The organism is Streptomyces sp. NPDC032126, from assembly GCF_055580085.1.
On record NZ_JBVIMA010000008.1, the window covers coordinates 1 to 24,870 of the forward strand.

Here is a 24,870-nt window from a genome sequence, read left to right on the forward strand (position 1 = left end):
GCCGCGACGAAGATCTCGAAGCTGCCGGCCGAGCCGCCGACGACGGACGCGGCCCCGAAACCTGCCAAGCCGATCACGAAGAGGGTGCGTCGGCCAAGCAGGTCACCGAGTCGGCCGCCGAGCAGCAGCAGGCTGCCGAACGCCAGGGCGTAACCCGTGATGACCCACTGCCGGCTGCCGTCGCTGAAGCCGAGGTCCTGCTGCGCCTCGGGCAGCGCGATGTTCACGACGGTCGCATCGAGCATGACCATGAGCTGTGCCACGCCTATGACGACCAGCACCCACCAGCGCACGGCATGTGAGCCGCGAAGGCCCAATTCTCTCTTTCCGGGGGCGGGCGCCCCGCGGTCGATGCTGGTACTCATCTTTTCCCTTGCTTGGTGGGCACGGCTGAAAGCCGTCTGGAAACTGATTGGTTTGATTGGTTTCCTCACCGTTGAAGGCGAGGCGAGGGTGACGGGCTGAGATCTCAGGGCTTCGAGATCATCGTGTGGCCGCTTCGGGCCTTGCCTCGGCGATCTTCTGAAGGGCCGCGTCGGTGTCCGCGATGGCCAGCATTTTGTTGATGTCGGCGCCGGCCAGTGCGCCGGCCGCTGCGGAGGCCCCGACCTGGGCGACCGGATCGGTGACGTTGCCGGCCACCCACACACCCGGCACCTCGGTGGCGCCGGCCATGCCGGAGGCGAAACCGCGGCCCATGTTCGGCAGGTCCTGCACCGGCAGGCGCAGACCTTCCAGGCCCTGAGTACGGGGCTGCATCTGAGGGCCGACGGCGAGGACGCGGCGGGCCACGACCTGACCGTCGGCCAGGCGCACTCCGGCGAGGGCACCGTCCTCATCGTTGACGACCTCGGTGACCGGGGTGTCGATGACGCGGATGCCGCGGGCGGCGAAGCGGGCGCGGCTGTCCTCGTCCAGGTCGGTGCCGTGGGTGAAGTAGGTCAGGTCCTCGGTCAGCTGACGGAACAGATACGCGTGGCCGATGGAGGCCGGGCCGGTGGCGAGGATGCCGATGGGCTCATCGCGCACCTCCCAGCCGTGACAGTACGGGCAGTGCACCACACTGTGCCCCCAGTGTTCGGCGAGCCCGGGCACCTGCGGCAGCACATCCGTGAGGCCGGTGGCCACCAGGATGCGGCGGGCGGTGATGCGGCGGCCGTCGGCCAGGCTGACGGTGAACCGCAGGTCCCCGTCAACCGACGGGGCGGCGGACTCGGCCAAGACCACCTCGCCGAACACGACGCGTCCGCCGTACTGGCGCACCTGCTCCCGGCCCCGTCGAAGGATCTCGGACGGCGGGGTGCCGTCCAGGGCGATGAGGCCGTGCACGGCATCGGCGGGCGCGTTGCGCGGGGAGCCGTTGTCGATCACGACGACCGAGCGGCGGGAGCGGGCGAGGATCAGTGCGCCGTTCAGCCCCGCAGCACCCCCGCCGATCACCACCGCGTCGACGGTCCCCTCGACCAGTGCGTCGCTCGCGTACGGAGGTGTCGTCACAGCCATGGCCTCCTGCTTTTCCTTGTCAGTCATGGTTCGGTCAACCCTTCGAGTTCTGGGTGGTTGCAGGGGGCAGCTGTTCAGGAAGCCCAGGAAGTGGTCGGCGACCGTCGGGGGCTGTTGTGGAGAGTCCGGGCCCCGGTTTGCCTGGAAGGCGTCGCAACGCCCGGTGGCGCGGAGGAGTTCAAAGGCATGGGTTGCCCTCGATCGCGCCAGACGTGCACACAGTCTGTCCGGGGAGCTCAGGACGGTTATGTACTGAACAGTAAAAAAACCTAGGCGGTTCTGTACTGAGTTGTCAAGTGCGAAAGGTCGCACCCTCGCGCACCATGACGATGCCCCGAATGTCGAATTTGGGGCTTCTTGGTGATCACAGGCATGGCCGGCAGCAAGGCACCGATCAGGGCGGAGGCCGCGAAGGCGACGTTCACGTACATCACCCACCGTCACGACGCCCATTCGGCGAGCATGGCGCCGAGCGGCAGCCCGAACCGCTCCATGGTTTCGGGCCCGAAGATGCCGGCGGAGTCCTTGCCGGGACGAACAGCAGAAGGTCGCAGTGCCGCGCCCTGATCGAGACTCAGCCAGACCAGGTAGGGGCCGGTTTGATGTCGCATCTTTCCGAGCTGGAAGGATGCGTGTCATGCCGAAGAAGGTGGATCCCGAGCTAGGGGCCCGCCGACCGGCTGTTGCTGTAGCACCGTGCCGAGTACCCGACCAAATACCGCGGCGGTGCTGACAGTGTCCAAGCAGGTCGGGGCAGGGCAGGAGTCGTTGTGACAGTGGGTCGCCCAGGCCGAGATTGACGGCGGCGAGACGCCCGGGGTCACGATCGAGGACGGGGAGGGGGCGGAGGTGCCGGTCGTTTGGGGTCAGGCCGCGCCGAGCAGGATCCGTGCCATCTCGTCAGGGCGCTCCAGGGCGGAGAAGTGCCCGGTGCGGGGCACGGTGATGCGGTGGCCGTCCGTCAGCGCGTTGGCCACGCGGTCTCGCTCGGCGGGCTTGGACCAGTCGTTTTCGCTGTAGACGAGGGTGACGGGTACCGACACTCGCGGATAACGCTCGCGGGCCCGGTCGAATCCCTTGAGGCTGCGGAAGATCCCTCGGGACACCTTGGCGTAGCCCTTGCGACGGCCGCTCCTCAGTAGCTCGGTGATGAAGTCCTCGGGCAGCCGGGTCTTGTCGACGTAGCCGCCCTGCAGAATTGCCCGAAAGACGGGCCGCGGCTCGAGGGGGGCGAAGACGGGGCCCAGTACGGGCATCCGCACGCTGGAGATGATGACGCGGGAGAGCCAGTTTCCCCGCTCTCCGCCCTGGGGGTAGTCGTAGCTGTTGAACGCCACGACCCGGCTGACCCGGTCCTTCAGGTCGATGGATGCCGACAGGGACAGGGCGCCCCCGAGCGATTCGCCCGACAGGGTGACATCGTGAAGATCCAGTCCGCGGACGAATTCGACGACCGCGGCCCGGAGCTGCGGCTCCTCGTACTGGGCGCCCGGGACGATGTCGGACCACCCCATCCCGGGCAGATCCAGCGCGTAGACGGTGTAGTGGTCCCACAGCAGCGGGATCACCCGCTGGAAATAGTCGAGCTGGCCGCGCACGGTGTGCATCAGCACGAGGGCGGGGCCGGTGCCCACCGTGTAGTAGCGCAGCCGCGAGCCATCGGCCCGGGTGAAGAACCGCACCTCGCCGCGGCCGTTGCTCCAGGTTCTCGCGTACGTTGCGTCGGGAGACTCGTTGCGTCCCATACTTCTGTCCTTTCAGGCAAGGAGAATGCCGGAATGCGGGCATTCTCCTCATTTCGCTGGTCTGTGAAGTTGGTCAAGGTTTGACCCGTGGCCGACCAGGCTCAGCGCAGTGTGTCCGCCCGGTTCGCCGGCACGCGCCCCACCGGTCCCGGCGTGGACTGGTCGGCAGGGCACCGCTGGGGGTCGGGGATGGTGTCCGGGTCGGTGGCAGTGAGGGGGAGCAGCACGTGGGTTGTTGCGGGCATGACTTCGCCGGGGGTCGCCCGCGCTGAGGCCGACACGGTCCGCACTGATCCTGCAAGCCCGGACCAAGCCTGTCCGGCCAGCTCAGGACGGTTATTGACTGAACAGTCCGAAACCTAGGCGGTTCTGTACTGAGTTGTCAATATGGGCCGATCGGCTTTACCTTCTTTGTATGGCGAGACCACGAAACTTCGACCGCGACCACGTCCTCCATGCCGCCGAGCGGCAGTTCCGAGCCTCGGGCTACAACGGCACGAGCGTCGACGACATCAGCGCCGCCACCGGCCTGGGCCGCGGCAGCCTCTACGGCGCGTTCGACGGCAAGCACGGCGTGCTGCTGGAGGCGATGACCGGCTACTTCGCCCGGCTGGCGCAGGGTCCGCGGAAGATGCTCGCCGGACCGGACGAGGGCGCCCTGGAACGACTGCACCAGTACCTGCTCCTCGCCGTCCATGGGGTGCCACTCGCCGACGACGTACCCCCCGCCTCCGACCGGGCGGGGGCGGCCTGCTTCGCCGCCAAGATGGCCCTGGAGATCGGCGCCTCCGACGCCGAGGTAAAACGCCTGGCCAACGACTGCTTCTCCGTGGTCGCGACGGCGGTGGCCGAGTGTGTGCAAGCGGCACAGCGCAACGGCGACATCGACCCCGACGCGGATCCCGACGAGCTTGCGTACCTTCTGCTGAGCGTCATCCGCGGGACCGATGTCATAGGCGCGTTCGGCCACAGTCCCGCGCGCCTGACCTCGATTGCGGAGAGCGCATTCGCCCTGCTGCCTCGCCCGCGCCACACCTGAGAAGGGCACGGCCGGCCTCGTTGCACAGGCATCTGATGCTGTCGGCCCACTTCGACGCCGCGGGAGACACCGCCCACAGGTTTACGCACCGCCCTTGAACTGCACGGTCAGTCGCCGAAGGACTCGCCGCCAGCAGACGGTCGTACTTCGGCCGCCGCCTGGAGGCACGTGGCAGCTGCAGAAACTCCGACCAATCGATCACGGACTGCTGCCGGTGTCACACCCCGACTGGCCTTGACTGCGGGTCGGGTCCGCTCGGCAGCCTCACCGAACGCTCAACCATTCCGCAGGTTCGCATAGCCACGTTCGCCAGTACTGTTCGACGCACTCGACGTCCCGCGGACAACGGCCGGGGCAGTTCCCTGCGAGGAGTGCGGCGCGGCGGTCGCCCTTGAACCGCTGCTGTAGAACGTCCCCGTCCGGCCGGGGTGGTGCAAGGCGCTACGTAACTCTCCTTCGATCACGTTGGTGAGCGCGGCGCCGTCGTGGTCGGCCGCTCCTCACATACTCTGAGGCCGCCTGGGTCGCGCTCACCTTGCACACGGAAGGCCTGGTCATTGGTAATGCGACGTGTGACCTGTGCGGAGATCGGAGTGGCCTTCACTGTATTGGGCACACTGATCGGGGTGTTGACGTATGTCGGCCTCCAGCCGGACAACGGCAGTGAACCGTCGCGACCGCCGGCGAAGTCTTCAACGGAGATCGGCCGCCCGATCAACGTCCTCGCCTACTGCGTGCACAAGGGGTTCGCATCATCACGCCCAGAGGGAGACGATCTCCAGACCGTCAAAGACTGGACCTGCGTACGCGCGGACGGAAGCTCCGAGCCGATCAGGGCCGAAGGTCGGCTGTCTTGGACCGATGCCTGCCAGTACCAATACGGCCCTGCAGTCGTCGCCACGAACACCGCCCCCGACGATCCATGGAACACGATCAGGTGCGTGAGAGGCTGAGGGAATCTGACAGTCCCTGCAGGGTCAACGCTCGTTGGTGTCCTCGTCGTCGTGAACGTGCGCAATACCCAGGAGATCGCGTCGTGCGGTGACGAGGCCCCCCGCCACCGGGCGCGGGTGGTGCCTTCGCCGTCGAGCCAGTGCCGGCGGGTGTGACCGTCGGCAGCGGCAGGCCAGCCATGAAGGGTGCCTCCGCGACCACCTCCGGGACCACCTGGACGCCCGGCTCACCGCCGATCCGCCGCGCAGCAACAGCACCCTCACCCGCCCCTGGCGAGGATGCGTCGAACTCAGCGGGTTCCTGGAAGCCGAGGCTGCCGCCGACGGTCACGATCCCCGACTGCTGGCCGAAACCACGCGGTTGCCTTCGTCACCGACCAGCGCCACCGCCAGCAGCACGGACACGAAGCCTTCCTCGGCCTCGCCACCTGCCTCATCACCCACCGCCACGGCCAACGCCTTTGTTAGGACCTCTAAGGCTGGGACGGCATCAAAGCGGCCTGGGGACGGTAGTGGCTCGCCTCCAGCGGCATCCGATGACATACAAACGCCGACCCTTGAGCCGCCGGGACGCCAGCGGCCTCGGGCGGCCTCAGTGTTCGGGCAGCAGGTCGAGGTGATGCCTGGCTTGCTCTGCAGCAGGACCCTCGGGGCATTGATCAAGCACCTGCCGCCAGATGTCCCTTGCCTGGTCGAGGTCTCTCTCCCGGTGCCGGAGCCGGGATTTCGAGCGCGCTTCCAGCGCGAGGGCCAGATGGATCCGTTCGTGGGCGTCACCGGCAGAGTATTCCACTGCGCTCTTCAGGAGACGGACGGCCTTGTGGACGTGGCCCTCACGATAGGCGACCCACCCCCGGGCTTCTTCGTACACTGCCAGAGTGTGCGGGTCCTTGACGCGCGGCGTGGTCCTCCCAGCGGTCCTCGCAATGTGATGAGCTTCCTTGAGCCTGATGCCCTGCTCCGCGTAGAACATTGCACGTTGCGCCGTCAGCCTCACAAGGTCTGCACTGAGCACCTGCTCCTCATCGGTGCCACGAATCTTTTTCAGCCGGTTCCGGCATGCTTCCTGAGCGGCTTTCAGTTCTTGCTCCACTTCGAGAGGCTGTGCACCCTCCGCGATCAAGCGAGCGATTCGCTCGTGGTGCTGGGCGGCATGCAACGCGTCGTTGGCATCGCCAATGGAGCGGAGGGCGACGATGGCCTCTCTGGGACGGCCCAGAAGAACCAGCACAGTGGCCATCTCCTCGTACATCCCTTCCTCGAGAAGCGCGCTCAGCGAGGCCTCGCGCGTGGCCTTGTCCAACCCTTGTAGGGCCAGGATCAGAAGCCTGTGGCGGTCCTCGGGCGGTGATGCCTCGGCGTGCATGCGGTACGTGCGTGCCAGATCGAGCCGGGCCCTGTCTCGTTCCACGCCTGCCGGCAAGAGCTCGATCAACCGTTTGAGGGTCTGCTGCGCGAGGTCGTACTGTGCTCTGCGCTCCCGGTACAGATACGCCAGCGTGAATCGCGGATACGCGTAAAGTGGAGCCAGCTTCAGGGCGTCGCGGCAGTCCCGGATAGCGTCGTTGACGCGTCCTTGCCTCGCGTAGACCTCTGCCCGGCCCGCCGTCGCGCGTGCCCGCGGGGCCAGGTCGGGCTGTTCAGCGGTCAGCTCTACGAACCGCTCCTGGCCCGTGCTCCCCGTGCGATACCGGGGACGGACAGCTTTGGGTGACCGGTTGATGGCCTGATTGTAGTTCCTGATAGCCGCTTCGTAGTCTCTGCGCGCCGCCCTGTCGTCGCGTCCCTTCCCGGACCGGGCGTCCGCGAGCGCGGCGTGGGCGTCGGCGAGTTCCACGTACCACAGCGGGGGCACCTCCACTCCCGAGGGCAGCGTGCGCGTCACGGCCCTGTCCAAGTGATCGACCGCTGCGCCCAAGTGCGTGCGCCGGTCCTTGGAGGGCTCCGTCAGCAACGCCAGAGATGTGTGCAGGAGTCCTATCTCACGCGAGACGCACAACACTTCGGGTCGTCGAGTCCGGCGGTACATATCGCTGAGAAACTCGACGGAGCGGAGTGCGTCACGCAGGCGAGGTGCGTTGCCGGTTCGCTCCGCCTGACGGGCGGCATCCCAAGCTTCCGCCCACCTCCTGCTGAACTGCCGTTGGGCGTCGGGGGCACCGACGGTCGGCAACTGGTCGACCGCATGCAACACTTCGCGGATGTCCGGGGCCAGCGCCAGCGCCTTGCCTGCGAGCGACCGGGCGTCGCGAGCGTTGCCCGCGAGCCTTGCGAGCAGGAGCCAGGCCATGGCGTCGTCCGGGTGCCTGTGAGCAGCCAGGACGAAGAGATCCACGGCCAGCTGCCGCTCCTCGTCCCTGTCGCCGGTGACGGGGGCGAACACACCGAGGCTCTCCGACGTCAGGTGATGGTTCTCGGGATCCCTCTGCAGGGCCTCCATGACAGCGTGTCGAGCCTCGCTGTCGCCGTACTGCAGAAGGATACTGCCGCGGATGGCGTGCAACTCCGGTATGCCAGGAGCCCAGGAGATTGCCTTGCGAGCGCGGTCCTTGGCCCTGTTGATGCAATGTTCTCGGTCCGCGCCGTTCAAGCCGTCTGCGAGCTGGGCCCAGCATGAGGCCTGTTGCCCGACGACCTGAGCAATCCGCTCGGCCAACGGGCGCACCGCGGTCATGTCCGCGTCGATCGCCAGTCGTCGGCCTCGCTCGTCCCACAGGGCCTGTTCCGTGCGGCAGAAGCACTTGAGCGCTTCCTCCGTCACAGCGTTCGACCGGTTCCCTTCGTGTGCTTGCTTGCGCAGGGCGCATCCGAGCCAGTACCAGGCGAGCGCACTCTCCATGGGATGAGCCCCGGAAGGCTGCTCAAGTGCACAGCGCGCCGACTGCGCTGCCTGCTCCAGGAGATCAGCTCGCCTGTCGTCCCCCTTGCCCGGCCGGTCAGCTTCTTCGATGTAGGCCCGCGCCAACTGGGCGCGAGCAGGACCCAGTGTCGGGTCCAGGGCGACGGCCTTCTGCCACATGCGGATCGGGCCACCCTCCACGGCATCCGACACCCTGAGATGGATGTCCGTTCGGACGCGCAGCTGTTCGTGGTAGACCAGGCCGAGGTTGTGGTAGGCCGCGGCGTACTGCGGGCTACGGGCAAGGGCTGCCCGGAAGTGGTCTTCCGCGTCGTCGAGGTCCTGGAGTGCGCCTTCCTCCTGAAACCGCTTATAGCTCTCCAGACCGTCCACCAGCCGCTGAAAGCTCACGACATCGGCTCCCGACTCGGTGGCCCGGGGACGCTCGAACTCGATCCGGTGCGCCAACTCCCGGGCGAGTCGCGCGGCCGACGAGCGGGTGTCCCCGTCGAGCTGCACCTGTGCCGACCAGCTGGGGCCACCGCGCAACCCCGACTGAGCCGCGACGACCCGCAGGATCCCGTCCGCCTCCACCAGTGATCCTTGGAGGGTCGTGCCGAAGAACCGCTCAAGCCAGGCGAGCACGGTACCGACCTGAACTTTCAACGGGCCCAGAGCGACCGTGCCGACCTCGGTCGGTTTGATGTCCGCCGGCAGCAGACCGGTCGCCGCCACGCCGGTCTTGAACGGCACCCGGGCGGACGACCGTCGAACCATGTCGCCCCGGCGCCCGGCCGGATTGAGCACGTCAGCCGGCGTCATGAACGGTTCTTGATGGACCAGGTCGACGATCCGGCGGATCTCATCGTCAAGGAGTTCGGCGAAACCCGGTGCGAGAACGGCCTCCCGCTGGGGGTCGGCTGCCGCGTCGGCGAGGTACTTGAACGGCAGGATGCGGACCGCACGGGGGCGGCACAAGAGGGCGGCCGCCAGCAGCGCGGCGAGGCCCGCGCCTGCCCAACCCACAGGAGGCACCGCGCTGAAGTGATCGGTACCCGTCGCTGCCAGTGTGATCAGCGCCACGCAGGCTACGCCCATCATGATCAGGATCTTGTTCAGGCTCCCCAGCGTCTGGCGCCACAAGATCCATATTCGCCGCCCTCGACGAGCAGCGACGACCGACTCGGAAGCCGTGATGCGGAACGTCTCTTTGATGAGATGCTTGGGGGAAGCCATGACCGCTCGCCCTGCTCGGAACGGCTCGATGTGCGTGTGCCGCCGCTGTCAGGCAGTGGTTCTGATATCAGCATCTCTCCCGGGGCGGGTGTCCTTGACATCGGCCCGCCCCGCTTCCAGCGGCGCTGTCACGCTGATACGCCCAGTCTCCCGCCGTCCGTAGCGACTGGCAAACGCAACGGCGCGAGATCACCGTCAAGGCGACTACGAAGAAGACCGGCAACACCAGCGGCACCGCCACCAGCAAGGCGGTCCGCGTGAGGCTCGCCGGCCGTCCGGCGGCTACGCGCATTGCGGCCGCCCGCGCACTCCTGGACGCCTATAGGGCCAGCAGCCCCGGCGAGGTCCGCGACCGGCCCGCAATCCGCCGCATCGTCACCGAACTCGCCGACCGGCACCCGCGGGTGACCGGCGTACGCGAACTGCACTCCGCAGCCTCATGGGCCCTCGCGCCTCGGCCCTGCCTACTGTCGCCACGGTGGCCTGGCTCAGCGAGCCAGGGACGGGTCTTGATGCGGCGTGGCCAGGCGACCGGGTGCGGTGGCTGCACGGCTTCCGCCGCCTGCGGATCCGCTGGGAGATACGCGACGACATCCACGAGGCCTTCCTCGCCCGGGGGTGCGCACTGTTCTGCTGGAGAAGACTCCGCACTGCGATGGGCCTTTGAGATGGTGCTGCGGGGTTCAGGGCCCCGTGGCCCCCTCCGCCAGGTCCTTGATGGCGCTGAGGCGGCGTTCCCACTGGGTGGCGAGAGTTTCCATCCACCGCGTTGTCCGCCTCAGCGGTTGCAGATCGGCTTCGTAGCGGACCTCCCGTCCGGCCCGGTGGGCGCGTACCAGTCCGGCGCGGTCAAGGACGGCGAGGTGTTTGGCCACCGCCTGGCGGGTGACGGGGAGGCATGCCGCCAGGGATGTCGAGGTCGCGCCGCCTTCGCGGGCAAGGACGGCCAGGACCTCTCGCCGGATCGGGTCGGCCAGGGCCACCAGGACGTCTTCGGGGGCCTGTTCGCCCTCTGCGGTGCGGGTCATGGCGTGGCCTGTTCGCAGTCCGCGCGCAGTTGGTCGAGCTTGCCGGGCCAGTTCTGGCTGTTCGCGCGGTGGCGGTCGGCGGCCTCGCCGGTGGGCAACCCGAGGTGCGCGAAGCCGCTTTCGACCATGGTGAGCCGGGTGCCTCCTGTGGAGTCGTCTTCGGTCAGGGTGAACTCGACCAGAGTGGCGTTGGAGTCGTCCGGTTCCTCGCCGGCGGCGCCTTGAGACCATCGCCAGGACAGGACGCGTGGCGGCTCGACGGTCTGGATACGCGCGGGAATGACGCCATGGATGCCGTGGTCGAAGACCAGGAGGCCGCCCGGGCGCAGGTCGATCTTGACCGCCTCTCCATTGCCGAACCAGCGGCCAAGGAAAGCGGGCTCGCACAGTACGGACCAGACCCGTTCCCTGGAGGCATTGATCAGGACGGCGCGTTCGATCGTGTTGGGGATCACTGCAATCTCATCTCATCCGGATGCGCTACCTCAAGGTTGCACATCCGGACGTCAATGCGCAACCGATCAGTTGCACGTGAGGTGAGCGATCGCTTGGATCCCGCCAGGCCGAGTTCGGCGCGTGTTGGCCGGGCGGCTTGACTGGCCGGGTCATCAGCGAGCGGCCTGCCGGGCGAGCACCAGTTCCGCATAGGTCTCGCGGCGGCCGGTGAACCGCCACAGGGGCCGCCACTGCTTGCACTCGGCGTTGGTGTGCTCCCCGCGGATTCGCGTAGAGGGCTGACGGCGCCGCTGCTCGCGCCAGGCGTGGTGCCCGCCCAGAGGCGCGTCGTCCTTCGGCTTCTTCGGCCGGGCGCTGACCTGGCCGGGGGAACTCGTTGACCGGCCCCGGCAGCCTCGTCGACCTTGGCCTAGACCCTGAGGTGCCGGTGGAACTGCTCAGCGATGCCCTCGATGCGGACGGCGGTTTGGTTGTGCATGCGGCCCGGCCGGACCACGCCGCTGAGCAACGTGCGCCCCTGCGGGTCACTGAAGGTGGCGGTCTTGATGGTGTTCTGCTTCCTCTTGCCGCAGACGAACGCCTTGCGGCCGGGGCGGTGCGCGCAGGCCCGGCGGACCTGCACCTCGGTGCCGTCGACGCGCATGCCAACCCCCGCCGCGTCGGCGTAGGCGAACAGGTTCTCCAATGTCCGCAGCCACACCCCCGGCCGGTCGGGGACGGCAAAACCGCGAATCGCCAGCAGCGGCCGGTCCTCGCGGATCGCTCCGGATACGGTCAAGCAGTCCACTCCGTACAGTTCAGCCAGCGCGGCGTGCGGGATCCCGAGCCGCCGCTGGGCCAGCGCGACCAGGAGCCGGCCGACGAAGACCAGGCACTGCTCGCGCCCCGGCGCCAGCCGCCCGCCTCCGCCACGCCGCTCGTGCAGCGCCGACTCCCGCGCAGCCTGCCACCGGGGCGCGAGCTCTTCGAACAACCCGCCGATCCGACTCCCGTGCGGCCTGTCACCGGGACGCAAGTTCTTCGAGCAACCCGCCGAAGTGTGCGCGCGAGATGCCGGACAGGGCAGGAATGGGAACAGGCCACACGGGCCCAGGCAAGCCTCACAACTCGCCCAACCCGTACGGCCGTTCACATGTCACGGGCCAGTGACACAGCACTCTTGATCGTCTTCTGAGCGGCGCCTAGGCTCCCATGCCCATGGAGACGGGGGAACCAGACCGCGGGCGGCGAGCATGGCACGACGGGCTGGTCAGGCGTCGTGTAGCCGCAGGACTGCTGGCCGGGGCGGGGCTGGTCATCCTGGGCACGGTGTTCGTCGTGCTGCCGGGGGTGGTGGTCGACCACGATCTCGCCGGGGCGAGCGTCGCCGCGCAGGATCGGCTGAAGGCGGTGAACGATGTCCGTACGACGCTTCTGCAGGTGGTCGGCGGCCTGGTCGTGCTCTTCGGCGCGTACGCCACCTGGCGGCAACTGCGGGTGAGTCAGGACGGTTTGCGCGCCACCCAGGAGGGCTACGTCACCGACCGATTCAGCCGGGCCGTCGACCAGCTCGGCAGCGACAAGCTGGATGTGCGCATCGGCGGGTTGCACGCGCTGTGGCGGATCGCGGAGCAGTCCGCCCGCGACCGGGAGGCCATCATCTCCATCCAGGCCGCGTATCTGCGTACACACCTGCCCTGGCCACCCACCGGGCCGGAATCACCGGCGGCAGACGTGCCCATCAACGACATCGCACCCCTGGAAACCCGCGCTGCCGACGCCCAGGTGGCGCTGACCGCGCTCGGCGTGCTGTGCCGGCACCGGGAGCAGTCCTGGGTCAATCTCAGCATCACCGACTTGCGCCGGGCCGACTGCGACGGACTGTGGTTCTGCGAGGTCAACTTCGACCGCACTTGCATGGAGGCGGCGGGCCTGTACCACGCCAATCTGACCCAGGCGTCCCTGGTCTCGGTCAACCTGCGGCACGCCGACCTCACGACTGCGATTCTCCGCCGGGCCCGCTGCATTCTGGCCGACCTACGGGCCGCAAAGCTGGTCGAAACCGACTTGCGTGACGCCGACTTCACCGAGACCGACCTGCGGGAGGCAAACCTGCGTAAGGCCAAGGCCCACGGCGCGGTCTTCCACCGCGCGGACCTGCGCATGGCCGACTTGCGCGGCACCGACTTGAGCACCGCCAACCTTGTCGAAGCACGCCTGACCGGCGCCCTGGCCAGTGAGCACACCCGCTGGCCCGCCGACTTCGACCACACGGCCGCCGGAGTCGTCGACACCGATGACCCCGGACCCGAGCCCTCGCCCCTACTCCAGCCACCCGGCATAACGCGGCAGGCACCCCCACTGAGGTCCACTCCCTGACCAAGACGCGCCCGTCAAGACTGCGGCGACCGGGAACCCCCTGACCGGCGTCTCCTCCTCAGCGGCGTCCTGATCGCGCAGAGCCCCCCTGGGAGAGGTGACGGCCCGTGCACGCCGCTTGGCACCGGCCCAGCCTTCGAGCCGGACGAGGTCCTGCGCCGACCGCGCAACGCTACGGTCGAAGCCGACCGAAGCGCACTTCGGACCGCTGCGGCAGTTCACCATCGCCAACTCAAACCACCCCAACCACACCGTGCAGACCCGGGCAGCAAGAAAGGCATCGGCCGGGGCGGCCGACCCGCTTTCGCCGCATGATCAGGCAACCAGGCGAAGGTTCCAGGACACAGCAGCACCTCCGCCGCGGACGGTCTGGGCTACTTGACCAGCCGGAAGGCGGGGTGCCCAACCCAGGCCCGCAGGAACCCCGCCGTTCCCAGGGCCATCCAGTCATCGTCCGCGATCCCCAGCACCCCCGGAAGGCCAGCGGCCACCGACGCCTGCCCGTCCAACAGTGCCCGTAGGCGTCCTTCCCGGGCCTGATACTGGGTGAGGGCTGCTACGCCTTGCTCGCAGGCGTTCACGGGCGCGGACGGCTCCGCAGGCGCACGAAGCCGAGACCCTGATACCCGCCCAGACCCGGCGCGGGGCAGGACGGAAGTCAGCCAATGTATAGCCGAGTTGACAGCCGAACGGGACGAACGTGGGCATCGCTGGTGTGCAGACCACTCTGGGGCCGCGCCAGTGGCCTGCCGAGAAGGGGGAAAGGCATGCGTCTCACCAGGATCGCCGGCACGGTCGCCGCGCTCGGACTGGCAGCCGCCGGAGTGGTCGGCACCGCAGGCAACGCGAGTGCTGCCGTCATTGGCGGGTGCACGCATCGGTACCACAGCTATTACGGGGCCGAGTACTACATCTGCGATTAAGGCAGCGATTCAGGCACTAACCATGTCTATTGGGTTGTCGGCAACGGCAACGCCACCACCGACGAACGCTTCTACGTTGTGGTGAACGACAATTGCGGGAACACCTACAGGTTGAACTGGAACGACATAACCCAGCCCGGCTACAACAACACCGGCGTGTACATGCCGTGCCCCATCAACTACGCCTACATCTACCCGACCGAGGCGAGCAGGGGGCAGGACGGCCCGACCCTCTGGGCTGTCTGACCTATTCGCGCGACCCCACGCCCCGCCTGCACCTGGCGGGGCGCCTCAACATCCACAGGTATTGACCCTTGCTCGCACAGAGGCTCGTTCTTCCGGGATGTTTTCGGCGAAGTAGCGGAAGCATGGGTCGTCCTTGGGGCGAGTCGAGCGCTGCGCACCGGACGGGAACTGCCGACCGCCCTGATGGCTGTCCGGGGCCCACCACTCGTCAACGATGCTGGCCTGTTGCTCCAGGCCGAAGTCCGGCCATGGGGTCCGGCCGGGCCGTGGTAGCGGGCGCCGGCATGGGACGGCGCCAGCGACGGCACCCGCGGAGTCGATCGCGGCTTTCCAGAAGTATTCACTCTTGAACTTTCCGAACCTCGTGTGTGGTTCTCGCTGATCAGGCTTCAGATGGCTGCTGTAGCGGGAGCCTCGGGTCGTTGCTTGCCTAGATGTCGTGGGGGGCAGTGGCGAATGCCGTCGATGCGGGCGGTGTTGGAAGCGCGGCGGAAGGCCGCCGGGGGGCGGGCGGAGGCACTCGAAGCCGAGCTGGAACGGGTGCGGGCGGCTCTGGCGGACGCGGAAGACGCGCTCAGGGGCCGGGTGATCGGTCTTGAACGGTATCTGGAGGCACTGGCCGAGGCGGATACGCTCGCGCCAGCCAGGCCGCGACAGGGCTATCGCCACCAGGCTTCGCGAGCTCTACGGTTTCGCATCGAACGGCGCTTGACCCCGCGGCGCTGGCAGCTCTCCTGCGGCCAGCAGAAGCGCTCGGTCACATCCGCAGTGATAGTTGGCGACTCGCGACGATGGTTGGCCAGTGCGGAACGCCTTCGCCAAGGGCTCCTGAGTCGAATCCACTTGATGCCACCGAGGTCGATGGCGCACTGTTCAAGTGACGTTGAACGAGGAGCACGAAAGCTAGTCGACCGCGCTTCTCGGTGACGAGTAGACGCGGAACATTTCGATGGTGGGGGTGTTGTGGCCGGGCGGATACTGAGGTTGGGGCGCCTGCTGGGCCTGGCCGCGTTGTTCCTGGTGGGCTCTACGGTCGTGCCCCTGGGCCTTGAGGGTGGCAGTGGCATCCTGCTGCACGTCACGCAGAACATCTGGCTGGCCTTGCTCGTGTATCCCACGCTCTTTCTCCTGGGTTTCCTTCTCCTCGGGCTGATGGTGCCGCACATGGAGGAGTTCGAGGGCTGGTCCAAGGCCATGGTCATCCTGGCGATGATCGTGGTGCCCATCGCTGCCGTGGTCGTGCCGTACCAGACCAACTCGGGCCTGGACCAGCGGGTGCTGCACGCCCGAGGCCGGCAGGAGCGGGCGACGGTGACCGACGTGTACTGGGTCGACCACGATGCCGATCCGCCATCTCACGTCGCAGAGCTGGCTGATCCGTCGGGACAGCCGTTGCCAGGCAAGGTGTCCGGCGACGGCCTGAAAGCCGGCCAGACCGTCACCGTCACCGTAGATCCCCAGGGGAAGATCCCGATGATGCTGGGCACTCCTTCGACAGGTTCAGGGAACTTCCGGACCGCGGGCATCACCGCGGGCGTCGAGATCCTGTTCCTTGCATGGGCGGCCTACCGGGGTGCCGCAGACCGGCTGGCCACGAAGACGACCGACAAGCCGAAGCCAACACAGAAGCCCCACGGCATTCAGACATGACATACCTGCGGCAACGACCCCAAGGATCCTCGACTCCAGCCCCGAGCCACTACAGAGAGCCGCAGCCGACAACATTCGACTGCCCGGCCGCCACAGCCTGACGTCGCCACGAACACGATCGCCGCCAACACCTCGCGGTCCCCGTGGCGACACCGGCCACCGCCCTGCGGCCGCGATGACGCTTCTGGAACCACCCGCTGGGACAACTGCCCTAATTCATCCGGCACCAGCCGCTCAACGATCCCCACCCCGGGTGGCTACCGACCGCAAGGCGAAGGCCCACAGTCAGCGGCCCATTCGGCGCTGCTCGTCGAACCGAAGCAGCACCCGTACCAGACGCCACACCCCGGCCACCGCTCCGAGCAGTGCGCCCCCCACCAACACCCTTTTCTCTGCTGAACCAGAGAGGCCAAGGGCCAGGGCGAGGCTCCATGCGACGGCGAAGATCACCGCAGCCAGCACGGCGGCAGTCACCAGGGCGAAAACGATCTCCACCGTCATGGCGTCCTTTTCCCACCGCGACTCACGCCCCATGTCCATGCTGCAAGTCTCACATCGCGGTCCGCATCCTGCGGGCCATGTCTACCTGTGCGCGGATCACGACCTCGAGCAGGCGTCCGGGGCGTCGCTGTACACGGCCATCTGCGCCAGCTGGTGAAGGCCTTGGCGTAGTCGGCGAGTTCGCGGGGCCGGGTGACGTCGATCTCGGCGGTCAGGGTCTCCACCACGGCCTGGACGTCGTCGTGGAGGTAGAACGCCTCCAGGCGCCGCACAGTGCGCTGGGCGGTGAACGAGATGATCCCGAGGGAGACGGACATCAGCGGCATCACGGCCAGGAGGTGGCGCAGCTGCCCGCGCATGGCGTCAGGGTCGGCGGTGCGGAAGCGCAGGACGGACTCCTCCATGAGGGCGACGAAGCGGTGACCGCCCTCGTAGAGGAAGCGGGAGCGGGCGACGTGTGCGGCCGTCGTCCGTCCGCTCGCGGACCTCGGCGTCACGCTCGCGGCCCACCGCGGGAGCCCGTGGCCGACTCGCCGGCCTCACGTACACGGTCACGGTGCGCGACAGCGGCCGCACCTCGGCCGAGAACGTCACCCTTGCCCAAGGTCTTCCGGCCGATGCCCGCTTCGTCGGCGCCACTTCCGTCACCGGCAGGTGCGCCAGCGCGGCGGTCGGCTCCACCGACACCGTCACGTGCGCCTACTCGGCGATCGCCCCCGGCGCGGGCGTCTGCGCCATCGTCGTCGTGCGCGCTGTCGCCACCGTCACCTCCACCGCCAGGGTCACCGGCGACACCCCGGGCCCCGGCGTCGGCGACATCACCGCCACGATCACCCCCCGGTGAGCCAACAGCTCATCAAGACCGAGGGCGCACCGGCACCGGGAGACCGGCGGTGTCGCCCTCGCCCTTCGTCGTCGAACGCGGGCGGCGGGAAGGGCGGGCGGTCCTGTTCCTCCCCCAAGGCCGCCCTCGCCCGGTTGCCGGGAGAAGCCGGGACGTCTCAGCTTGTCCCACGCCCCCCACCGACCGCCGCAGGCCAGCCGTGGTGGGACGGTCCGGTGGGACGGGTGGGACAGGTGGGACGGCTGTGGGCCACGGTGACAGCAGGTCCGCCACGCCCCGGTGGTGGCTAGAGTCCTGGCCCAGTGATCGTCACCGAACAGGGGGAACGTCGATGAACATCATGGCCAGGATTGGCAAGGGGGCCGCGGCGCTGGCGATAGCCGGTGCCTCGGTGCTCGGTCTCACGGGCAGCGCGAACGCCGCCCCGGGTGCGCCCTACCTCGGATACGGCTACAGCACCTCCGGCACCGGTGTGTGGTGCGTGCAGCACAGCATCAACTACTACCTGAACAACAACGGCTCGGCCTATCGCGGGAGCGCGCCGTACTGGTCGCTGGACGAGGACGGCCAGTGGGGCCCGAGGACCAACGCGATGGTGATCTGGTTCCAGGCGCACTGGGGCTACGACCAGGACGGCATCGTCGGGCCGACGACGGGCCACCAGCTCCTGGTCTACGGGGATCCGTCCGTCAACGGAACCCCGTGGGACGGCCCCCACGACTGCTACTGGCGGGTGCCCAGCCCCCACATGTACGGCGCGTAGGCACCGGGCCCGGCGCGCCGCCCGCGCGAGTCATCCGAGTCATCTCCCACCGAAGGGTCACCTTGATGAAGAAGTCGATCGGCCGCGCCTTTATCGCGGCCACCGCCGTCCTGCTCTCCACTGCCGCCCTGGCCGACACCGCGAACGCCGCGCCCGGTGCGCCCTACCTCGGTTACGGCCACACCACCTCCGGCACCGGGGTGTGGTGCGTGCAGCACCTGGTCAACGACTACCTGCGGCTGGCCGGCCGGACGCAGATCAGCGAGGACCGCCAGTGGGGCCCGCAGACGGATTCCGCCGTGCGGTACTTCCAGGAAATGGTCCTCGGCAGCAGCCAGGCCGACGGCGTCGTCGGCCCGATGACGGGCACCAAGCTGATGAACTTCGACTGGAGCGACCCGTACGCCGGTCCCAGCGGCCTCTGCCTGCCGTACGTCCCGACCTACTGACCGACACCCACACGAAAGCAGGAGAAAACCATGCGCAACGCATTCAAGAAGTTGGCGGCGACCGGCGCGGTCGGCGTCTCCGTGCTCGGCCTGTCCCTGTTCGGTGCCACGGGCGCGCAGGCCGATTCCCAGAACGGCTGCCCCTACCCGTACGTGTGCATCTACGACAACTACACGGACAACGCCAGGATCGTGGCCCAGTTCCGGGACATCACCAGCTACTACCAGAGCACCTACCACGGGCCGGGCTTCAGCGTGGTCAACACGAGGAACCAGGACACGGTGTGGATCCGCATGAACTACGGCACCGGTGACATCTACCGCTGTCTCTCCAACGCGACCGACGGGTACAACAGCATCGGTTCGACGGGCACCATCACGGGCATCAAGATCAGCTCCAGCACCAGCTGCTGACGGCGCCGCACCCGCCGCTGCCCGTCCCGGTCTGCGGGGCAGGCGGCGGTGGTGCGGGCGCGCGGCGCCGAGCTGTGGCTGCCGAATGCGGCCGCAGCGTCAGCGCGGTGGCCGAGGCCGACGCGGCCAAAGTGGTTCCGCAGAGTGCGGCGGCGGCTCCGGCGTAGCGGCGGTGCGCAGAAGGCTGGGTTTCTCGCTGCGGGCGTGCGGGCGGGTCGGTCCGGTTCCCAGGTCCCGGTCTCCTGGCCGCGCTTGACCAGCTCGATGTGCTCGGGGTCTTCCAGCAGGTGTTCGAGCCGGGACAGGAAGCCGTCGAAGTCCTTCGGGACCAGCACCGGGGCGGGCACCGGGTCCTCGCGCTGCGCGGCCGTGTCGTCGGCGTCGAAGCCGAGGCCGAGGCCGAGGCCGGGCGTCCGGTCCGGGATCGTGCAGGCGCGCTCGGGCCCGCAGGGCCCGGTCGGCTTCGGCGAGCCGGTGCGGCACGTCGAAGCGAGCGACCAGGTCCGTGATCCGTTCGATGAGCTGCCGTTCGGCGTCGGCGAGGGCATGGGTGAACTGGCCGGCGTCAGCGTCGAGCATGGGCCCGATCCCGGGCTGGCGGCACCCCCGCGGCGGCCGGCGTCCGGACCTGTAGCAGCCGCAGCGGTTCTTGGATCCGTACCGCCGGCAGCCGGAGGCGTCGCCGCGGCTCGTCGACCAGCCCGTGTGGCAGGCTGATGCCGCACTCGAACTCCTCGAACGGCGGCGGCGTCAGCTGGTCGGCCTCGGTGAAGAAGTTGAAGCCGACGGTGGTCAGCCTGCCGGCGAGGATCCCTTCGTCCTCGGCTGCATCGATCTCGACGATCTTCGCGTAGCGGCCGCCTTCGTGCTCGACGCCCGCCCTTCTCGTGGGCGCCGTCCTCGCCGGGGATGCAGTAGAAGGCGTCGAAGCCGTAATGGGCCCGGAAAGACACCCACCGCTGGGACTCGATGCGGCTGCGGCCGGTGCAGATGCGGTTCACCGCGGGCTTGGGGTTGTCGTATCGGATGTGCTTGGTCGGGACTCCGCCCAGGACGTTGAACGCCTCAACGTGCCCTTCCATGAACGACTCCTGGGCCTGCCGGCCAGGCGGATCCAGACGTCAGCGAAGTCCACCTCGGTTTCCTCGCCGGGCAGGTGGACCTGGGGGACCATGCCCGTCAGGTGCCGACGGCCTTCCATGACCTCGGCCTCGATCTGCGGGCGCCTGGCCAGCACACGTAGTCGCAGACCGTGGAGTACGACACGAGGTCGAAGTCGTACTCCTGGGCGAGGCGCTGATGGATCCGGCGGGCTGTGTGCTTCTGCTTTCGCCGCGCACTCGCGTCCTTCCGCAGCATCTCGTCGATCCACGGCTTGGCCGGATCGAGGACCGCGGCCCCGGGCACCGGTTTCTTCCGCGGCGGCGGAACAGCAGACAGCGGCGCCTCCCTCACCGTCCGGCGGTGCACTCCGTATTTCTCCACCAGAGCCCGCTGCGACAGCTCCGGATCAACACGCTTGTCCCTCCGGATCGCAGCGAACAGCTCTGTCGGCGACAAACCCATCCCGGCCTGGCGACGTGACCGTGATCAAGCAACATGGCCTCCGACAGGACCGTGATCGACACACAAACCGTGCCGCCGTCGGGCGGACGGACCAGTGCAGTCACTCCAAGGAGGGCACGTCGGCTGACCTCGGACGCAGCCACCCCCGCTGAACCGACCGATCCGGAATGAGGCTGTTACGGCCGAGGCAGCGGTGTGGAGCGCACGATGCGAAATCCCACGTCGTCGATCCGGAAGGTCGGGTGACTGCGCCGCCGCACCGACGCCCGGCAGCTCCAGTGCTCGTCGGCCCATCCGCCACCACGGAGCACCCGGTAGGCCCCGTACACCTCGGCGTCGTAGACGTCCCAGCACCAGTCCCACACATTGCCCAGCATGTCGTACAGGCCCCACGCGTTGGGCTGCTTGCCGCCGACAGAGTGGATCCGCCCATCGGAATTGCCCTGGTACCAGGCGACCTCGTCGAGCTCGCCGTACCGCGGGCCAGTAGTGCCCGCACGGCAGGCGTGCTCCCATTCGGCCTCGGTCGGCAACCGGTATCCGTCTGCGGAGGTGTCCCACTCGGCCGTCTCGGCGTCGACGCGCAGGCGATACGCGGGCGTCAGCCCCTCATGCCGGGACAAGGCGTTGCAGAACTGGACCGCATCCCACCACGAAACGCCCTCAACCGGCAGCCCCTCACCCTGGGCGCTACTCGGCCGTCGGCCGGTGACTCGTGCGTACCAGGACTGCGTGACGGGGAACGCCGACATCTGAAACGGCGCGACCTCGACCGGCCAACTGCTCTGCGTCCGCCGGTCCGACAGCGTCACCTGTCCCGACGGGACCGCAACCATCTCGTTTCCTGCCCCCGCGTTCACAACAGGCCACCCTACCGGCGTCTGCCATCGCTCTACTGATCTTTCCGATCGGCGGTGGAGCCAGATCAACTCGCGAGGGCTGGCTTGGCGAGCTGGAAGGACTTGAAGCCCGCCGCAGCACCGCCTTGGAGCTTGGCATCCCGAACTTCCCCGACATCGCAGGCCGGCACGGCAGCGCACCCCTGCAGCTGTGAGGCCCTCCGCTACCGGTGCGTGCGGAGTCCGTCGAGGATGAGCGCGAGCATGTGGGGGGCCCGGTCCACGGGGCTTGACGCGGCACGCCACAACGCGCCGGTCAGCTGGAGGAAGTCCTCGGGTGCGGCGTCGACGCGGATGCTTCCGTCCTTCTTGCCGGCATCGAGGAGTTCTGTGATCGCGCCGATGACCGGGCCGTAGCTCTGCTCGTTGATCGCCTGGTGCACGGCCGGGGTGAGCGCGTCGCCGAGGCCGTGCTTGCGCCGCATGGCCTCGACGAGGTCCATCGTCCAGTGCCGGAGGGCTTCCAGCGGCGGCATCTGGGCCAATAGGTCGGGCACGGTGCCGGTGATGCGTGCCACCTCGTCCTGGTTGACGGCCAGGACGAGCGCCTCGCGGGTCGGGAAGTTGCGGTACAGCGTGCCCGCGCCGACTCCGGCGCGCTGGGCGATCTGGTTCATCGACGTACTGCCGTCCGCAGCGAGCGCTTCGCGTGCGGCGGCGAGGATGCGTGCCCTGTTCTCACGGGCGTCCGAACGGACCACGGGACCTCACGTTGCTAAGTGGAGAGTTCTCCACTACGTTATCCGGAGAGCTCTCCGCATACTTTAAGGAGCGGCATGCAATACATCAAGCTCGGCATGACCGGCCTCGACGTGTCCCCGATCGCGATCGGTGCGATGACCTACGGCGAACCCGGCCGCGGGCATCCCGTCTGGTCGAAGGGCGAGGCGGACGCGCGCCCGCTCATCAGGCGCGCACTGGAGGCGGGGATCAACTTCTTCGACACCGCGAACATGTACTCCAACGGCTCCAGCGAGGAGATCCTCGGCCGCGCGCTCCACGACTTCGCCGACCGCGATGCCGTGGTGATCGCCACGAAGCTGCGCCACCCGATGCGGCTGGGACCCAACGGCCGCGGCCTGTCACGCAAGGCGATCATGACCGAGGTCGACCACTCGCTGCGCCGCCTCGGCACGGACTACATCGACCTCTACCAGATCCACCGCAACGACCACTCCACCCCCTGGGAGGAGACCCTCGAAGCGCTCAGCGACCTCGTGAAGGCCGGCAAGGTCCGCTACCTCGGCGCCTCGTCCATGCACGCCTGGGAGTTCGCGAAGGCGCTGCACCTGCAGAGGCAGCACGGCTGGGCGCGCTTCGTGTCGATGCAGGACCACTACAACCTGCTCGCCCGCGAGGAGGAGCGGGAGATGATCCCGCTGTGCCTGGACGAGGGCGTCGGCACGATCGTCTGGTCGCCGCTGGCCCGCGGCCGTCTCGCCCGCGCGTGGGACGACGCCCGTTCGACGGCGCGCTCCGAGACGGACGGCGCCTACGCCGACCTGCTCTACTCGCCGGCCGAGGAGGCGTCCAACCACGCGATCATCGACGCCGTCGGGAAGGTCGCCGCCGCACACGGCGTCACCCGCGCACAGGTCGCGCTCGCCTGGCTGCGCCGCCAGCCGGTCGTCACCGCACCCCTGGTCGGCGCCGGCTCGATCCGGCAGATCGACGAGGCCGTTGCGTCTCTCGACATCGCACTGACCGACGAGGACGTGCGCACCCTCGAGGCCCCGTACACCCCCCGCCACGACTGGCAGGGCGTATCCGACGAGGCCGAGCTGGAGGCCATCCGCAAGCGCGTTCCCGGCATGGCTCTCGCATGAACCGCCCTACCGAGAGGCACCCCTTGATATCCGAATCCCGAGCTGAGGGCACACAGATGGCACAGGTACTGGTCACCGGAGGGACAGGATTCATCGGGAGCTGGTGCGTCCTGACCCTGCTCGAGGCCGGGCACACCGTCCGCACCACCGTCCGAGACCTGCGCCGCGCACCGGCTCTGCGCTCCTGGCTCCACGCGGCCACACCGTTCGACGACGACCGTCTGACGGTCGTACGCGCCGACCTCGAACACGCCGAGGGCTGGGACGACGCCGTCGCCGGCTGCGACTTCGTCCTCCACGTCGCCTCGCCGACCCTGCGCCACACCCCGGCGACCGACGACGAGTTGGTGGCCCCGGCACGAGAAGGCGTCCTGCGGGTGCTGCGCGCCGCCCGCGACGCCGGCGTGCGCCGGGTCGTCCTGACGAGCGCCTTCGGCGCCATCGGGATCGGGCACCCACCACGCTCGACCCCGTTCACCGAGGAGGACTGGACCAACGTCGACAGCGACATCCCGCCCTACCAGCGCTCCAAGACACTCGCCGAACGCGCCGCCTGGCAGTTCGTCGCGGACGAAGGCGGCGGGCTGGAACTGGCAGCGGTGCATCCCGTGGGGGTCCTCGGACCACTGCTCGGCCCCGACGACCCGCCCTCCCTGCGCCTGGTGCGCAGAATGCTCGAGGGAAGGGTGCCTGCCTGCCCTCCCTTCGGGATGGGCTTCGTCGACGTGCGCGACGTCGCGGATCTGCACCTGCGCGCGATGACCGATCCGGCGGCCGCCGGAGAGCGCTTCCTCGCAACCGCCGGGCACAGCCTGCGTGTCGTCGAGATCGCGCGCATTCTCCGTGACCGCCTGGGAGAACGCGCCGCCAAAGCCCCGGACCGCGAACTGCCCGTGTGGCTCGCGCGAATGCTGGGCACCGTGAACCCGGAACTGCGATTGCTCAGGCACCAGCTTGGCCGGGATCTCGACGCCACAAGCGCCAAGGCGCAGCGGCTTCTCGGCTGGCGGGCACGTCCCCTCGAGGACACCATCGCGGAGACCGCCGAGAGCCTCCTCGCCCACGGCGTCGGGAAATGACCGGCTCGGTACCCGACGGACGCGGCAGCCTTAAGGCACCGAAGTGTGCGTTGGGCTGGTGACGCGGAACGACTGTGTCCGCCGGCCCTGGCGCCGCACCAGCGTTCGGTGCGGGCCGCCTGATCTCCCCGGTGGTTGAGCGGGGACGGGAACCTCCGGGCTGGCATGGCCCCGCTACGCCCCTGCCGCAGACCAGTCCGCAGAGCCGACGGGAGCTCGACGACGCGCCACTTCAGAGAAGGTCAGCATGCCCTGGGCGTATTCATCGCGACCGAGGACCACACGGTCCACTTCCACCAGCAGCAGCGTGGCACCTCGGACCGGATCCGTAACCGGCGGGTCAGCGAACGCACCGGTCGCCATTCCCGACTTCGTCACTCTAGACCAGGTCGAGCCCGTCTACTTCGACCGCACCTACTACATCGCCCCGCGCTGCAAGAACGGGAAGCAGATGTTCACAACTTCGGGAGGAACCTGGCGCGTCGAGGATTCGAACAGTGATGCTTCACGCCGTGGCCGTGTCCGGCCCCGCAGCGGATGAAACACGTTGGCC

General features: G+C 68.4%; 26 protein-coding genes and 2 pseudogenes. 11 read left to right on the plus strand and 17 right to left on the minus strand.

The features are described 5' to 3' along the window. The 4 genes from ACZ5NW_RS27460 to ACZ5NW_RS27475 all read right to left on the minus strand — a co-directional run. Positions 1-365: MFS transporter (locus tag ACZ5NW_RS27460; protein WP_468746608.1), on the minus strand; the 365-nt coding region annotated here is incomplete at its 3' end. 118 nt (positions 366-483) lie between these two features. After that, positions 484-1,503: an NAD(P)/FAD-dependent oxidoreductase gene (locus ACZ5NW_RS27465; RefSeq protein WP_468746973.1), complete on the minus strand. Its 1,020-nt coding sequence runs from the start codon at positions 1,501-1,503 to the stop codon at positions 484-486. A 440-nt stretch (positions 1,504-1,943) separates the two neighbouring features. Beyond that, positions 1,944-2,114, minus strand: a complete 171-nt coding sequence (locus ACZ5NW_RS27470) for a hypothetical protein (protein WP_468746609.1) — start codon at positions 2,112-2,114, stop codon at positions 1,944-1,946. Positions 2,115-2,369: 255 nt separating this feature from the next. Next, entirely contained in the window at positions 2,370-3,248 is an 879-nt protein-coding gene (locus ACZ5NW_RS27475) for an alpha/beta fold hydrolase (RefSeq protein ID WP_468746610.1), read from the minus strand. Positions 3,249-3,663: 415 nt separating this feature from the next. Between ACZ5NW_RS27475 and ACZ5NW_RS27480 the strand changes: the two genes are divergently transcribed. Then, positions 3,664-4,287, plus strand: coding sequence for a TetR/AcrR family transcriptional regulator (locus tag ACZ5NW_RS27480; protein ID WP_468746611.1), 624 nt, complete (start codon positions 3,664-3,666; stop codon positions 4,285-4,287). Between the two features lie 1,280 nt (positions 4,288-5,567). Here the strand turns inward: ACZ5NW_RS27480 and ACZ5NW_RS27485 are convergent. From ACZ5NW_RS27485 to ACZ5NW_RS27505, 5 genes are all read right to left on the minus strand, one after another. Next, on the minus strand, positions 5,568-5,690 hold the full coding sequence (locus ACZ5NW_RS27485) for a hypothetical protein (RefSeq protein ID WP_468746612.1): 123 nt from the start codon (positions 5,688-5,690) through the stop codon (positions 5,568-5,570). Positions 5,691-5,832: 142 nt separating this feature from the next. Further along, positions 5,833-9,315, minus strand: coding sequence for a tetratricopeptide repeat protein (locus tag ACZ5NW_RS27490; protein ID WP_468746613.1), 3,483 nt, complete (start codon positions 9,313-9,315; stop codon positions 5,833-5,835). Positions 9,316-9,998: 683 nt separating this feature from the next. Beyond that, entirely contained in the window at positions 9,999-10,343 is a 345-nt protein-coding gene (locus tag ACZ5NW_RS27495; protein WP_468746614.1) for an ArsR/SmtB family transcription factor, read from the minus strand. Further along, on the minus strand, positions 10,340-10,798 hold the full coding sequence (locus ACZ5NW_RS27500; protein WP_468746615.1) for an SRPBCC domain-containing protein: 459 nt from the start codon (positions 10,796-10,798) through the stop codon (positions 10,340-10,342). The genes ACZ5NW_RS27495 and ACZ5NW_RS27500 overlap by 4 nt, the downstream gene beginning before the upstream one ends. A gap of 410 nt (positions 10,799-11,208) precedes the next feature. Continuing rightward, complete coding sequence (locus ACZ5NW_RS27505; RefSeq protein ID WP_468746616.1) at positions 11,209-11,772, minus strand: transposase family protein; 564 nt, start codon at positions 11,770-11,772, stop codon at positions 11,209-11,211. 224 nt (positions 11,773-11,996) lie between these two features. Between ACZ5NW_RS27505 and ACZ5NW_RS27510 the strand changes: the two genes are divergently transcribed. After that, positions 11,997-13,157 carry a pentapeptide repeat-containing protein gene (locus ACZ5NW_RS27510; RefSeq protein ID WP_468746974.1) on the plus strand — a complete coding sequence of 387 codons (1,161 nt, stop codon included), beginning with the start codon at positions 11,997-11,999 and terminating at the stop codon, positions 13,155-13,157. 374 nt (positions 13,158-13,531) lie between these two features. Here ACZ5NW_RS27510 and ACZ5NW_RS27515 read toward each other — a convergent pair whose 3' ends face one another. Continuing rightward, positions 13,532-13,738, minus strand: a complete 207-nt coding sequence (locus ACZ5NW_RS27515; protein ID WP_468746617.1) for a DUF6368 family protein — start codon at positions 13,736-13,738, stop codon at positions 13,532-13,534. A gap of 186 nt (positions 13,739-13,924) precedes the next feature. On the opposite strand from ACZ5NW_RS27515, the gene ACZ5NW_RS27520 reads away from it, so the two are divergent. From ACZ5NW_RS27520 to ACZ5NW_RS27530, 3 genes are all read left to right on the plus strand, one after another. Further along, entirely contained in the window at positions 13,925-14,080 is a 156-nt protein-coding gene (locus ACZ5NW_RS27520) for a hypothetical protein (protein ID WP_468746618.1), read from the plus strand. A gap of 78 nt (positions 14,081-14,158) precedes the next feature. After that, positions 14,159-14,326 (plus strand): hypothetical protein, encoded by a 168-nt coding sequence (locus ACZ5NW_RS27525; RefSeq protein WP_468746619.1) that lies wholly within the window; start codon positions 14,159-14,161, stop codon positions 14,324-14,326. A 984-nt stretch (positions 14,327-15,310) separates the two neighbouring features. Further along, on the plus strand, positions 15,311-15,976 hold the full coding sequence (locus ACZ5NW_RS27530; protein WP_468746620.1) for a hypothetical protein: 666 nt from the start codon (positions 15,311-15,313) through the stop codon (positions 15,974-15,976). A 92-nt stretch (positions 15,977-16,068) separates the two neighbouring features. Here the strand turns inward: ACZ5NW_RS27530 and ACZ5NW_RS27535 are convergent. From ACZ5NW_RS27535 to ACZ5NW_RS27545, 3 genes and pseudogenes are all read right to left on the minus strand, one after another. Then, positions 16,069-16,224, minus strand: a pseudogene (locus tag ACZ5NW_RS27535) (IS5/IS1182 family transposase); the annotation flags it as partial. Between the two features lie 37 nt (positions 16,225-16,261). After that, complete coding sequence (locus tag ACZ5NW_RS27540; RefSeq protein ID WP_468746621.1) at positions 16,262-16,516, minus strand: DUF6332 family protein; 255 nt, start codon at positions 16,514-16,516, stop codon at positions 16,262-16,264. Between the two features lie 57 nt (positions 16,517-16,573). Beyond that, positions 16,574-16,941: pseudogene (locus ACZ5NW_RS27545) on the minus strand (Scr1 family TA system antitoxin-like transcriptional regulator); the annotation flags it as partial. On the opposite strand from ACZ5NW_RS27545, the gene ACZ5NW_RS27550 reads away from it, so the two are divergent. From ACZ5NW_RS27550 to ACZ5NW_RS27565, 4 genes are all read left to right on the plus strand, one after another. Further along, entirely contained in the window at positions 16,935-17,321 is a 387-nt protein-coding gene (locus ACZ5NW_RS27550) for a hypothetical protein (RefSeq protein WP_468746622.1), read from the plus strand. The pseudogene ACZ5NW_RS27545 and the gene ACZ5NW_RS27550 overlap by 7 nt on opposite strands. A 340-nt stretch (positions 17,322-17,661) precedes the next feature. After that, complete coding sequence (locus ACZ5NW_RS27555) at positions 17,662-18,084, plus strand: peptidoglycan-binding domain-containing protein (RefSeq protein WP_468746623.1); 423 nt, start codon at positions 17,662-17,664, stop codon at positions 18,082-18,084. 65 nt (positions 18,085-18,149) lie between these two features. Next, a complete protein-coding gene (locus ACZ5NW_RS27560; RefSeq protein ID WP_468746624.1) occupies positions 18,150-18,533 on the plus strand; it encodes a peptidoglycan-binding domain-containing protein in 384 nt (127 codons plus the stop codon). 30 nt (positions 18,534-18,563) lie between these two features. Beyond that, positions 18,564-18,947 (plus strand): hypothetical protein, encoded by a 384-nt coding sequence (locus ACZ5NW_RS27565; RefSeq protein ID WP_468746625.1) that lies wholly within the window; start codon positions 18,564-18,566, stop codon positions 18,945-18,947. Here ACZ5NW_RS27565 and ACZ5NW_RS27570 read toward each other — a convergent pair. From ACZ5NW_RS27570 to ACZ5NW_RS27585, 4 genes are all read right to left on the minus strand, one after another. Continuing rightward, entirely contained in the window at positions 18,851-19,495 is a 645-nt protein-coding gene (locus ACZ5NW_RS27570) for a hypothetical protein (RefSeq protein WP_468746626.1), read from the minus strand. The two genes, ACZ5NW_RS27565 and ACZ5NW_RS27570, sit on opposite strands and share 97 nt — an antisense overlap. Positions 19,496-20,126: 631 nt before the next feature. Then, positions 20,127-20,354 (minus strand): hypothetical protein, encoded by a 228-nt coding sequence (locus ACZ5NW_RS27575; RefSeq protein ID WP_468746627.1) that lies wholly within the window; start codon positions 20,352-20,354, stop codon positions 20,127-20,129. A gap of 335 nt (positions 20,355-20,689) precedes the next feature. After that, the gene (locus tag ACZ5NW_RS27580) at positions 20,690-21,349 is read right to left on the minus strand and encodes a formylglycine-generating enzyme family protein (RefSeq protein ID WP_468746628.1); all 660 of its coding nucleotides are present in this window, start codon (positions 21,347-21,349) and stop codon (positions 20,690-20,692) included. Between the two features lie 227 nt (positions 21,350-21,576). Continuing rightward, entirely contained in the window at positions 21,577-22,113 is a 537-nt protein-coding gene (locus tag ACZ5NW_RS27585; RefSeq protein WP_468746629.1) for a TetR/AcrR family transcriptional regulator, read from the minus strand. A 75-nt stretch (positions 22,114-22,188) separates the two neighbouring features. Between ACZ5NW_RS27585 and ACZ5NW_RS27590 the strand changes: the two genes are divergently transcribed. Both ACZ5NW_RS27590 and ACZ5NW_RS27595 read left to right on the plus strand, forming a co-directional pair. Further along, positions 22,189-23,238 carry an aldo/keto reductase gene (locus ACZ5NW_RS27590; RefSeq protein ID WP_468746630.1) on the plus strand — a complete coding sequence of 350 codons (1,050 nt, stop codon included), beginning with the start codon at positions 22,189-22,191 and terminating at the stop codon, positions 23,236-23,238. A 56-nt stretch (positions 23,239-23,294) separates the two neighbouring features. Further along, a complete protein-coding gene (locus tag ACZ5NW_RS27595; protein WP_468746631.1) occupies positions 23,295-24,317 on the plus strand; it encodes an SDR family oxidoreductase in 1,023 nt (340 codons plus the stop codon). Positions 24,318-24,870: the final 553 nt, after the last annotated feature.

Excerpts from the sequence above, each read along its gene's own strand:
- ACZ5NW_RS27480 (WP_468746611.1), top strand. The coding sequence starts at position 3,664 with ATGGCGAGACCACGAAACTTCGACCGCGACCACGTCCTCCATGCCGCC.
- ACZ5NW_RS27595 (WP_468746631.1), top strand. The coding sequence starts at position 23,295 with ATGGCACAGGTACTGGTCACCGGAGGGACAGGATTCATCGGGAGCTGG.
- ACZ5NW_RS27590 (WP_468746630.1), top strand. The coding sequence starts at position 22,189 with ATGCAATACATCAAGCTCGGCATGACCGGCCTCGACGTGTCCCCGATC.
- ACZ5NW_RS27565 (WP_468746625.1), top strand. The coding sequence starts at position 18,564 with ATGCGCAACGCATTCAAGAAGTTGGCGGCGACCGGCGCGGTCGGCGTC.
- ACZ5NW_RS27465 (WP_468746973.1), bottom strand. The coding sequence starts at position 1,503 with ATGGCTGTGACGACACCTCCGTACGCGAGCGACGCACTGGTCGAGGGG.
- ACZ5NW_RS27520 (WP_468746618.1), top strand. The coding sequence starts at position 13,925 with ATGCGTCTCACCAGGATCGCCGGCACGGTCGCCGCGCTCGGACTGGCA.
- ACZ5NW_RS27475 (WP_468746610.1), bottom strand. The coding sequence starts at position 3,248 with ATGGGACGCAACGAGTCTCCCGACGCAACGTACGCGAGAACCTGGAGC.
- ACZ5NW_RS27495 (WP_468746614.1), bottom strand. The coding sequence starts at position 10,343 with ATGACCCGCACCGCAGAGGGCGAACAGGCCCCCGAAGACGTCCTGGTG.
- ACZ5NW_RS27490 (WP_468746613.1), bottom strand. The coding sequence starts at position 9,315 with ATGGCTTCCCCCAAGCATCTCATCAAAGAGACGTTCCGCATCACGGCT.
- ACZ5NW_RS27555 (WP_468746623.1), top strand. The coding sequence starts at position 17,662 with ATGGCCAGGATTGGCAAGGGGGCCGCGGCGCTGGCGATAGCCGGTGCC.
- ACZ5NW_RS27580 (WP_468746628.1), bottom strand. The coding sequence starts at position 21,349 with ATGGTTGCGGTCCCGTCGGGACAGGTGACGCTGTCGGACCGGCGGACG.
- ACZ5NW_RS27470 (WP_468746609.1), bottom strand. The coding sequence starts at position 2,114 with ATGCGACATCAAACCGGCCCCTACCTGGTCTGGCTGAGTCTCGATCAG.
- ACZ5NW_RS27540 (WP_468746621.1), bottom strand. The coding sequence starts at position 16,516 with ATGGACATGGGGCGTGAGTCGCGGTGGGAAAAGGACGCCATGACGGTG.
- ACZ5NW_RS27560 (WP_468746624.1), top strand. The coding sequence starts at position 18,150 with ATGAAGAAGTCGATCGGCCGCGCCTTTATCGCGGCCACCGCCGTCCTG.
- ACZ5NW_RS27510 (WP_468746974.1), top strand. The coding sequence starts at position 11,997 with ATGGAGACGGGGGAACCAGACCGCGGGCGGCGAGCATGGCACGACGGG.
- ACZ5NW_RS27570 (WP_468746626.1), bottom strand. The coding sequence starts at position 19,495 with ATGCCCTCGCCGACGCCGAACGGCAGCTCATCGAACGGATCACGGACC.